Annotated in this window: 11 protein-coding genes; 9 read left to right on the top strand and 2 right to left on the bottom strand. The window is 70.8% G+C overall.

Annotated elements, in window-relative coordinates; all coding sequences use genetic code 11:
• Nucleotides 1-28 precede the first annotated feature (28 nt).
• From AB0259_RS09055 to AB0259_RS09070, 4 genes are read left to right on the top strand one after another with little or no spacing between them, the layout of a single operon-like run.
• The gene (locus AB0259_RS09055) at nt 29-1,273 is read left to right on the top strand and encodes an alpha-hydroxy acid oxidase (RefSeq protein WP_251577828.1); all 1,245 of its coding nucleotides are present in this window, start codon (nt 29-31) and stop codon (nt 1,271-1,273) included.
• Nucleotides 1,274-1,295: 22 nt separating this feature from the next.
• Entirely contained in the window at nt 1,296-1,703 is a 408-nt protein-coding gene (gene arr / locus AB0259_RS09060) for an NAD(+)--rifampin ADP-ribosyltransferase (protein WP_366222169.1), read from the top strand.
• Nucleotides 1,703-2,026: a hypothetical protein gene (locus AB0259_RS09065; protein WP_366222167.1), complete on the top strand. Its 324-nt coding sequence runs from the start codon at nt 1,703-1,705 to the stop codon at nt 2,024-2,026. Before arr ends, AB0259_RS09065 begins: the two co-directional genes overlap by 1 nt.
• Before the next feature lie 37 nt (nt 2,027-2,063).
• Nucleotides 2,064-2,912, top strand: coding sequence for an NAD(P)-dependent oxidoreductase (locus AB0259_RS09070; RefSeq protein WP_366222165.1), 849 nt, complete (start codon nt 2,064-2,066; stop codon nt 2,910-2,912).
• A gap of 4 nt (nt 2,913-2,916) precedes the next feature.
• On the opposite strand, the gene AB0259_RS09075 is transcribed toward AB0259_RS09070, so the two are convergent.
• Nucleotides 2,917-3,744, bottom strand: coding sequence for a hypothetical protein (locus AB0259_RS09075; protein ID WP_366222163.1), 828 nt, complete (start codon nt 3,742-3,744; stop codon nt 2,917-2,919).
• Between the two features lie 21 nt (nt 3,745-3,765).
• On the bottom strand, nt 3,766-4,317 hold the full coding sequence (locus tag AB0259_RS09080; protein ID WP_366222161.1) for a DUF308 domain-containing protein: 552 nt from the start codon (nt 4,315-4,317) through the stop codon (nt 3,766-3,768).
• A 169-nt stretch (nt 4,318-4,486) separates the two neighbouring features.
• Between AB0259_RS09080 and AB0259_RS09085 the strand changes: the two genes are divergently transcribed.
• The 5 genes from AB0259_RS09085 (at nt 4,487) to AB0259_RS09105 (ending at nt 10,615) form a co-directional block, all read left to right on the top strand.
• Nucleotides 4,487-5,620: a glycosyltransferase family 2 protein gene (locus AB0259_RS09085; protein ID WP_366222159.1), complete on the top strand. Its 1,134-nt coding sequence runs from the start codon at nt 4,487-4,489 to the stop codon at nt 5,618-5,620.
• Entirely contained in the window at nt 5,620-5,880 is a 261-nt protein-coding gene (locus tag AB0259_RS09090; protein WP_251577814.1) for a glutaredoxin domain-containing protein, read from the top strand. Before AB0259_RS09085 ends, AB0259_RS09090 begins: the two co-directional genes overlap by 1 nt.
• 19 nt (nt 5,881-5,899) lie before the next feature.
• Nucleotides 5,900-7,594, top strand: coding sequence for an aldehyde dehydrogenase family protein (locus AB0259_RS09095; protein ID WP_366222157.1), 1,695 nt, complete (start codon nt 5,900-5,902; stop codon nt 7,592-7,594).
• 256 nt (nt 7,595-7,850) lie between these two features.
• Nucleotides 7,851-9,383, top strand: coding sequence for a sugar transferase (locus AB0259_RS09100; RefSeq protein ID WP_366222155.1), 1,533 nt, complete (start codon nt 7,851-7,853; stop codon nt 9,381-9,383).
• Entirely contained in the window at nt 9,383-10,615 is a 1,233-nt protein-coding gene (locus AB0259_RS09105; protein ID WP_366222153.1) for a DUF1972 domain-containing protein, read from the top strand. The genes AB0259_RS09100 and AB0259_RS09105 overlap by 1 nt, the downstream gene beginning before the upstream one ends.
• The last annotated feature ends 16 nt before the right edge of the window (nt 10,616-10,631 follow it).

Raw genomic sequence — 10,631 nt, forward strand, 5'->3', positions numbered from 1 at the left:
CGAATCACCCCAGAGGAAGATGGTCCCCATGGTGCAGCGTCAATTCCCGAAGCCGGTCGAGCTGCTCGAGCTCATGCAGTTCAAGAAGCCCGAGCTCAACGGCACGAAGCGCCGACTGGATGCCGCGTACACGATCGCCGACCTGCGGAAGATCGCGAAGCGCCGCACCCCCAAGGCCGCGTTCGACTACACTGACGGCGCCGCCGAGGGCGAGACCTCGCTCGCCCGCGCCCGTCAGGCGTTCGAGGACGTCGAGTTCCACCCCGACGTGCTGCGCCCCGCCGCCGAGGTCGACACCTCCGTCGAGATCCTCGGGGGCCCGTCCGCGCTCCCGTTCGGCATCGCACCGACCGGCTTCACCCGGCTCATGCAGACCGAGGGCGAGGTCGCCGGGGCCGGAGCGGCGGGGGCCGCCGGCATCCCGTTCACCCTCTCGACCCTCGGCACCACCTCGATCGAGGGCGTGAAGGCCGCCAACCCGCACGGCCGCAACTGGTTCCAGCTGTACGTCATGCGCGACCGGGAGATCTCGTACGGTCTCGCCAAGCGCGCCGCCGAGGCCGGCTTCGACACCCTGCAGTTCACCGTCGACACCCCGGTGGCCGGTGCGCGCCTGCGCGACAAGCGCAACGGCTTCTCGATCCCGCCGCAGCTGACCCTCGGCACGATCGTCAACGCGATCCCGCGGCCCTGGTGGTGGATCGACTTCCTCACGACGCCGAAGCTCGAATTCGCGTCGCTGTCCGCGACCGGCGGCACCGTCGGCGACCTGCTCAACGCGGCGATGGACCCGACGATCAGCTACGAGGACCTGAAGGTCATCCGCGAGATCTGGCCCGGGAAGATCGTCATCAAGGGCGTGCAGAACGTCGAGGACTCGAAGCGCCTCATCGACCACGGCGTCGACGGCATCATCCTGTCGAACCACGGTGGACGCCAGCTCGACCGGGCACCCATCCCCTTCCACCTGCTGCCCACCGTCGTCCGCGAGGTCGGCAAGGATGCGACCGTCATGGTCGACACCGGCATCATGAACGGCGCCGACATCGTCGCCGCGATGGCGCTCGGCGCGAAGTTCACGCTCATCGGCCGCGCCTACCTCTACGGCCTCATGGCCGGCGGCCGGGCGGGCGTCGACAAGACGATCGAGATCCTCCGCAGCGAGATCGAGCGCACCATGAAGCTCCTCGGCGTCGCCTCGATCGCCGAGCTCGAGCCCCGCCACGTGACGCAGCTCACGCGCCTCGCGCCGATGCCCCGTTCCGACGTCTGACCCTGCGCGCTAGCCTGACGCGGTGAGCGCAGCGGACGAGACCGGGCCCTTCTTCCACGGCACGAAGGCCGACCTGCAGATCGGCGATCTGCTCACGGCGGGACGCCGTTCGAACTACCGGCCGACGCTCGTGATGAATCACATCTACTTCACGGCGACACGGGACGGTGCCGGGCTCGCGGCCGAGCTCGCCGCGGGCGACGCCGAACCGCGGGTGTACATCGTCGAGCCCACCGGGCCGTTCGAGGACGACCCGAACGTCACGGACAAGAAGTTCCCCGGCAACCCCACGCGCTCGTACCGCAGCACCGAGCCGCTGCGCATCGTCGGCGAGATCACCGACTTCCCGCGTCTGGCACCCGAGGCCCTCGCGGACTGGAAGCGCCGGATCGCCGCCATCGAGGAATCCGGCGGCGAGATCATCAACTGATGACCGTCCGCTTCTGCCGCAGCCGAAACGCCGGCCGCCGCTGCACCCGCCCGCTCGACCACCCGGGCCTGCACCGCCACCGCACGATCATGTGGACGGATGCGGCAGCCGACCCTGCCGATTGCCCCGGCTCCGGCGAACCCGGCGAGCCCGCCGCAGCGCTCGCGGACGGCTGGCCCTCCGGGCGCGCCCTGTGCCCCGTCTGCCATCGCTTCGTCCCCCTGCGAGACGGCAGGCTCACCGCGCACGAGACGTCGGATCCGCAGGAGACGGATGCCGAGACCGCCCACCGTCGGGAGTGGCTCAACACCCACGGCTGGTGACGGCCCTCGTGTCCCCGCTGCGTGACATGCTGGCGGGATGCGCATCGCCGTCACAGGGTCCTCCGGCAAGCTCGGCACGGTCGTCGTCCGCGAACTCGCGGCGGCGGGTCACGAGGTCATCGGCTTCGACGTTCACGGGCGGCGCGGTCCCGGTTTCGTCCAGGTCGACCTGACGGACTACGGCCAGGTCGTCGACGCCCTCACCGCCGTCGGCGACCAGCACGACGGCGTCGACGCGCTCGTGCACCTCGCCGCGATCCCGGCCCCCGGCATCCGCTCCGACGTGGCGACCTTCCACAACAACATGGCGAGCACCTTCAACGTGTTCTGGGCGGCTCTGCGCATCGGCATCACGAAGATCGTCTACGCCTCGAGCGAGACGGTGCAGGGGCTCCCGTTCGACGTGCCGCCGCCCTACATCCCGGTGGACGAGGACTACCCGGCCCGTCCCGAGTCGGTCTACTCGCTCGTCAAGCACCTCGAGGAGCAGATGGCGATCGAGCTGACGCGCTGGCACCCGGAGGCATCCATCACGGCGTTGCGGTTCTCGAACGTCATGGTGCCCGAGGACTACGCGGAGTTCCCGTCCTTCGACGCCGACGCGCGCCTGCGCAAGTGGAACCTGTGGAGCTACATCGACGCGCGCGACGGCGCGCAGGCGATCGCGCGGGCGCTCGAGGTCGCACCCGCCGGGTTCGATCACTTCCTCATCGCGGCCGCCGACACCGTCATGAGCCGACCGAACGACGAGCTGGTCGCCGAGGTGTTCCCGGATGTCGAGACGCGCGGCGACCTCGGCGTGCACGACTCGCTCTTCTCCACCGCGAAGGCGCAGCGCCTGCTCGGATACCGGCCGCAGCATTCCTGGCGCCACCACGTGAGCTGAGGAGTCAGCCTCCGAACTCGGCGGTGACGACGATCTCGCTGTGGTTCCAGGCGCAGGCCTCGGCGATCGGCCGCTGCGTCTCCCAGTACTCCTGCACCTCGGTCATCCCGCCGGGGATCGGCGAGCGCTCCGCGAGCACGGTGCGCACGGCGGCGAACTCGTCCGCCAGGACGGTCAGCGACGAGGCGGCGAGCACCTCCGCCGCTCGGGCTGCGGCATCCATGCGTGCATTCCACTCGTCCGCGCCGAAGGCGGCGTAGAAGCCGTACCCGTCGTCCGCGTTCGTCACCTGGCTGTGGATCTGCGAGTACGCCGCGCACTCCTCGACGAGCACCTCGTCCTGGGCGAATGCGTCGGGCGAGTAGGTCACGACGGCGGCCCACTCGACCTCCGGCTCGACCCACAGCGACAGCTCCGGTGCGGACTGCGCGATCCACGGCCACGCAAGGGTCCGCGACCCGTCGCACGCGCCCGACAGCGGCGCCTGCCCCAGCATCATCGAGTCACCCAGCTCCGCGGTGAAACGGGACTCGGCGGCACAGGTCAGATCCACGTGGACCGTGCGTGTGCCATCCGGCACGGTGAGCGCGATCTTCTCCTCGGACCGCGGACCGACACCGGTCACGGTCTGCTCGCCGAGCACCGCATCGGCAGCCGGCGCCACCACCGGCGTCGCCTCGGGGGTCACCGAAGGGCTCACCTCGGGCGTCTGAGCGATGCTCGCGACTCCCGCCGTCGAGGCGCATCCCGCCAGGATCATCGCCACCGCCGTCAGCACGACACCGGTCCACACCCTGCGCGGGCGCATCGCACCGGCATCCCCCCAGATCATCAGACCTGTCTAGCAGAGGGCTCAGCGCGTGCGCAGCCGAGCAGCGCGGACGATCTGGATCACGCCGAGCAGGATGAGCGAGACGCCCATCCACAGCCAGAGCACGAGCGCCCCCCAGATGGGGGCGAAGAGGATCACGACACCGGCGACCAGGCTCAGGACGGCGAACGCGATCGTCCAGCCCCGGGACCGCGTCCCCCGCAACGTGGTGAGCGCGACGACGCCCTCGACGATCCACAGGATGCCGACCAGCGCCCCCAGGAACGTCGCGAGCGTCTCGGCGGCGAGCCCCAGGTTCGTGAAGGCGACCACGCCCCCGATGACGAAGATCGATCCGAGCGCGATATGACCCACGCGGGCCCACGATCCCGCCGTGCGCGAGAGCAGGCCGATCGCGATGTTGACGACCCCCGCGGCGACCGCCCACGCGGCGATGATCCCCGCGACGACCATCGCCGTCTTCCCCGGCCAGACGAGGATCAGGATGCCGACCACGACCGCCAGCACACCGCCGATCAGCAGTGCCCCGCGGATGCCGCCGACCACCGCCCGCACCGATCCCTGCGCACTCATGCCGAACCCCTCTCGTCGGGTGCGGCCAGGCTATCGGCCGGGCGATGACGCCGGAAGACGCCGTCCCTCAGCGCTCCCACGAGGTTCGCCGGGGACATCCTCAGTCCCGGCCCGACGCGCGCGGTTAGGCTGAGACGTCCCGTGCCCGCCGAGCATCGCGAGCCCCGCCATGGATCTGTCGATCATCGTTCCGACCTTCAACGAGGGTCCGAACGTCGTCGAACTGCTGCGGCGCATCGGCGACACGCTCGAGGATCGCGTCTTCGAGGTCATCTTCGTCGACGACTCGACCGATGACACGGCCGACATCATCTCAGCCGCCGCGCGGACGTCGCCCTTCCCGGTCCGTCTCATCCACCGCGACCAGCCGACCGCGGGTCTCGGCGGCGCGGTCGTGGCCGGGTTCCGGGCCGCGAACTCGCGCTGGTGCCTCGTCATGGACGGCGACCTGCAGCATCCGCCCGAGGACATCCCCCGCCTCATCGAGCGCGCCGAGCAGGGCGATGTGGACGTCGTCGTCGCTTCGCGCTACGCCTCCGGCGGCACCTCGAAAGGGCTCGCCGACGCGACCCGGACCGCCGTGTCACGCGCCTCCACCGCCCTCACGAAGGCGATGTTCCCACGCAAGCTCGCGAACTGCTCCGACCCGATGACCGGCTTCTTCCTGCTCGACACGCAGGCCGTCGACGTCGAATCCCTGCGTCCTCGCGGTTTCAAGATCCTGCTCGAGGTGCTCGCGCGGCGTCAGCTGCGCGTCGACGAGGTGCCCTTCGACTTCGCACAGCGTCACGCCGGCACCTCGAAGGCGACCTTCACGCAAGGGGTCCGCTTCCTGACGCAGCTCGCGATGCTGCGCTTCGGGCGGATGTCGGCGTTCGCCCTCGTCGGAGGGTTCGGCGCGATCGCGAACCTCGTCATCATGTGGGGACTCATCCGCGTCGGGATGGATTACGTCCCCGCGGCCGTCGTCGCGAGCATCGTGACGATCATCACGAACTTCCTGCTGCTCGAGTACCTCGTCTTCTCCGACATGCGCTCGGAGTCGGGGCGCATGCTCACGCGGTTCCTGAAATCCTTCAGCTTCAACGGCCTGGAGGCGATCGTCCGCATCCCCGTCCTGTCGATCCTGGTCGAGGGCGCCCACATCCCGGCGGTCCTCGCCGCCGCCCTCACGCTTGTCGCCGCCTTCGTCCTGCGCTTCGTCTTCCACGCGCTCGTCGTCTACGCGCCCCGCCGATCCGGGCGCACCGCGGCACAGCCCGACGCCGCGCCCACGGCGGTGGGCGGGCGTACGCTGGAGTGATGACCGACACGTCCGCTCAGATCACGATGTTCGGCGCCGAATGGTGCCGCGACTGCCGCCGCACGAAGGCGCAGCTCGACAGCCTCGGAGTCGACTACCGCTACATCGACCTCGAGGCGGAGCCCGAGGCCGCCGAGGTCGCGCGCGAGATCTCGGGTCGCACCAACATCCCGGTCGTGGTCTACCCCGATGCGAGCCACCACGTCGAGCCGAGCAACGACGACGTCGCCGCGAAGCTCCGCGAACTCTCGCTGATCTGAGCCCACCCGCGCCGCGACGATGACGACGACGTCACCGGCCACGCCGCGGGACCTCTCCCCCGACGCCGACACCCGTGCCGCGCTCGACGGCGCGCTCGGGCGATTGCGCACCGGATCCGCCGGCTGGAGCGCGCTGACGGCCGCCGCACGTCGCGACCTGCTCCGGGAGATCCGCTCGGCCGTGGAAGCAGCGGCCGAAGACTGGGCGCGCATCGCCGCCGAGAGCAAAGGCCTCGAGCCGCGGCATCCGCTGGCCGGCGAGGAGTGGCTCGCGGGGCCCTATGCCGCGCTCGTCGCACTCGACGCATACGCCGGCAGCCTCGACGCCCTCGCCCGCGGTCGGAGCCCGCTCGCCGGCGTCCGCATCGGCACCGGGCCCGGGGGACGCACCGTCGTGCACTCCTCGCCGCTGCGTGCATCGGACCGCCTGCTGCTGTCGGGGTACACCACCGAGGTGTGGGTGCAGCCCGGTGTCACGCCGCACGAGGCGAGGGATGCCGCGGGCCTCGCGTCGCGGCATCCGCACCGCACCGGCGGCGTCGGGCTCGTCCTCGGCGCGGGGAACGTGACCTCGATCCCGTTCCTCGACGTCCTGTACGAACTGCTCGCCGAAGGACGGGTCGCGCTCCTGAAGGTGAACCCCACGCAGGACGCACTCCTGCCGGTGTTCGAGCGCGTGTTCGCACCGCTGATCCGCGCAGGGTTCGTCTCCGTCGTCAGTGGGGGCGGCGATGTGGGGGCGTACCTCACGCGGCATCCCGGGATCGACCACGTCCACGTCACGGGGTCGGAAGCCACCTTCCGCGCCATCGTCGGTTCGGATGAGGGCCGGTTGCGCGCGCCGATCACGGCGGAGCTCGGCGGAGTCTCGCCGATCATCGTCGTGCCGGGGCGGTGGTCCGCGGCGGATCTGCGCTTCCAGGCGGAGCACGTCGCGACGATGCGCCTGCACAACAGCGGACACAACTGCATCGCCGGGCAGGTCGTGCTGATGAGCCGCGACTGGGCGCAGCGCGACGACTTCCTGCGCGAGCTGCACCGCGCTCTCACGCGGGCGCCGCGGCGACCCGTCTGGTATCCGAACGCGGTGGAGCGGCTCGGACGCGTACGGGACGTGTACCCGGACGCGGTCTGGTTCGCGGACGACACACGCGCTCTGGTCACCGGCGGCGGCGAGGTCGAGACGACGGAGTACTTCGCCCCCGTCCTGGGCATCGTCGACCTGCCGGGAACCGGTGCGGCCTTCCTCGACACCGCGATCGCGCATGCGAACGACCGACTGACCGGGACCCTCGGCGCGAACGTCCTCATCGACCCGGCGACTCTGGCGGGTCTCGGCACGGGATTCGACGACGCCGTCGCGCGCCTGAGGTACGGCACCGTCGCAGTGAACGCCTGGACCGCGTTCGGGTTCCTGACCCCGACGGCCACGTGGGGTGCATATCCCGGCGGGACGATCGATGACGCGCCCAGCGGCATCGGCGTGGTGCACAACGCGCTCCTGCTCGACCGGGTGGAGCGGACCGTCGTGCGCGGGCCGTTCCGGCCGTTCCCTCGCTCCCTCGGCCGAGGGCGGTTCTCCGTGCTGCCGAAGCCGCCGTGGTTCGTCACCTCCCGCACCGGGCGGGCTGTGTCGGAAGGCTTCGCACGCTTCCGCATCGACGGACGCTTCGGCCCGCTGCTGGTCACACTCGTTCGGGCATTCGGCGCCTGACGCGCCCCCGGCCGCCGGCGCGGATGACGAGATGAACATCCGCTGACGCCGAGTTTACGAATCGGACTCGCACGCTCGGGCGGCGCGCGCTACAGTTGCCTCCGAGTGGATCGCGCGGCCGGGGGGTCGCGCGGAGGTCTTTGGGGGACCGCGAAGCTCACTTGGGGAACATGCAGACGCCGTGGGGGCGGATGCAGTGACGCACATTGCTTGGGGGCATGATGCGGCGACAGACCGATGTCTGGGGGGACGATCGGTGACCGCGGTCGACGGTCTCGCGCCGGGTCTCACACTGCCCGGACTCAGTCCTCGGGCGGGAGTCCGCGGTGCGATCGGTGAAGCTCCCCGCGCCTCGGCGGCCCTGGTCGGCCGGCAGCAGTGGGAACGACGCTTCCGCACGCGCCTCCGGGTGAACGACGTCGTCGTGGTAGCGGTGTCCTGCGCCTTCGCGGCCGTCGTCTCGCTGAACGCGGCCGCGCCCGCCGTCATCTCGAGCGCCCCGCGAAGCACGGTGATCATCGCGATCGCCACCGCGGTGATCTGGTTGGTCGCGCTCGGGCTCTTCAACACCCGCTCGACGACCGTCGTGGGGACCGGGCCGACCGAGTACGCCCGCGTCGCCCACGCGACCGGGCTGGCCTTCGGCCTGCTCGCCATCGTCTTCGTCGTCTTCGAGTGGCACGGCATCCGCGCGCAGCTTTTCACAGCGCTCCCCCTCGGAACCCTCGCCCTGCTGGTCTCCCGCTGGGCGTGGCGGCGCTGGCTCCTCGCCGAGCGCTCCGAGGGTCGCTACGCCTCTCGCACCGTCGTCGTCGGCTCCCGCGACGATGTGGAATACGCGATCCGGAGCCTCGGGCCGACGGGACAGCTCGGCTACCTCGTCGTGGGCGTCGCCCTGCTCGACGACACGGAGTCCCCGCTCACCGTCGACGGCGTGGACTACCCGGTCACGCGCGGCGATGACGCCGTGCTGCGCGCCGCAGCGATCCACGAGAGCGACACGATCGTCGTCGCGAGCCAGCCCGTGGGCGACCCGTCCTACGTGAAGCGGCTCGCGTGGGCATTGGAGGGGACCGCTGCGGAGCTCGTGATCTCGAGTCGCCTCACCGATGTCGCGGGACCCCGCATGTCCCTCCGGCCCGTCGAAGGCATGCCCCTCATCCACGTCAAGATCCCGAGTTTCGAGGGCGCCGCCTTCTACGTCAAGCGCGCACTGGACGTCGCCGCCTCCCTGGCCGCCCTCACCCTCTTCGCGCCGTTCGCTCTCGCGATCGCGATCGCGATCAAGGCCGACGACGGCGGACCCGTCTTCTTCCGGCAGGCGCGCGTCGGTCGCGACGGTCGCGAGTTCGCCATCGTCAAGTTCCGCACCATGCGGGTGGATGCCGAGGACGAACTCGCCGCGCTGCTCGCCCGCAACGAGGGGTCGGGTCCCCTGTTCAAGCTCCGGCACGATCCGCGCGTGACGCGGGTCGGCCGATTCCTGCGGTCGTTCTCGCTCGACGAGGTGCCGCAGTTCTGGAACGTGCTGCGCGGCGACATGAGCGTCGTCGGCCCACGCCCCCCGCTGCCGTCCGAGGTCACCGCCTACGACGGCGCGGTCCACCGCCGCCTCTACATCAAGCCGGGCATCACCGGCCCGTGGCAGGTCGGCGGCCGCAGCGACCTCTCCTGGGAGGAGAGCGTCCGGCTCGATCTCCGCTACGTCGAGAACTGGACCGTGATGACGGACCTCGTTCTCATGTGGCGGACAGCCAAGGTCATGGTCACCACCGAGGGAGCGTACTGATGGTCATCGAAATCCCGCGGCGTCTCGATACCGAGCCGGTCCGCCTCACGCAGGACGAGCGGCCCCGCGCCACCCGCACCCTCGAGATCGCCATGATCGGCACCCGCGGCGTCCCGGCCTCCTACGGCGGTTTCGAGACCGCGGTCGAGGAGATCGGTCGGCGGCTGGTCGAGCGAGGGCACGCCGTCACCGTCTACACGCGAGGCTCCGAGAGCCGCGCCCGCGAGTACCTCGGCATGAAGGTCGTCCACCTGCCGGCGCTGCGCGTCAAGCAGCTCGAGACGCTCAGCCACACCGGCCTCTCGGCCATCCACGCCGTGTTCGGCCGACGACCGGACGCCGCCTTCGTCTTCAACGCGGCGAACTCGCCGTTCCTCCCCGCGCTGCGGGCCCGCGGCATCCCGACCGCGCTGCACATGGACGGCCTGGAGTGGAAGCGATCGAAGTGGGGCCGCCGCGGGAAGGCCTACTACCGCTGGGCCGAGGAGTTCGGCGTCCGCACGGCCGACGCGCTCATCGCGGATGCGCCCGGGATCAGCGACTACTACGACCGCGAGTTCGGGGTACCGACCGAGCTCATCCGCTACGGCGCCCCGATCCTGGAGGATGCCCCGGCCGACGGCGTTCGCGCCCTCGGTTTCGCACCGGGCGGATACCACCTCGTCGTCGCCCGCTTCGAGCCGGAGAACCACGTGCTCGAGATCGTCGAGGGCTACCGCAGGAGCTCGGCGACCCGCCCCCTCGTGGTCGTCGGCTCGGCGCCGTACGCCGCTGAGTACACGCAGCAGATCCGCGCCGCCGCAGGCGGGGACCCCCGCATCCACTTCCTGGGCGGTGTCTTCGACCAGGACCTCCTGGACGCCCTCTACTTCCACGCCCTCACCTATGTGCACGGGCACTCGGTCGGTGGCACCAACCCCTCACTCCTGCGGGCGATGGGTGCCGGCACCGCGGTGCTCGCGTACGACGTCGGCTTCAACCACGAGACGCTGGCCGAGCAGGGACTCTTCTTCGCGGATGCCGCGGAAGCCGCCCGGCATTTCGCCACGCTCGAGGGCGACCCCTCGGGCGCCGCGGTGATGGGGCGCATCGTTCGCGAGCGTGCCCGGGTGGCGTTCCGCTGGGACGACATCGCCGGTGACTACGAGGACCTCGCCGTCCGGCTCGCCCGGCGGGAGTCGATGCACCTGCTCGGGCGTCGAGCGCGGCGCCGGCCGGACTCCACCCACTGACCCGAGACCCCCGACG

It is taken from the genome of Microbacterium sp. NPDC080005, from assembly GCF_040702445.1.
GTDB lineage: Bacteria > Actinomycetota > Actinomycetes > Actinomycetales > Microbacteriaceae > Microbacterium > Microbacterium oleivorans_D.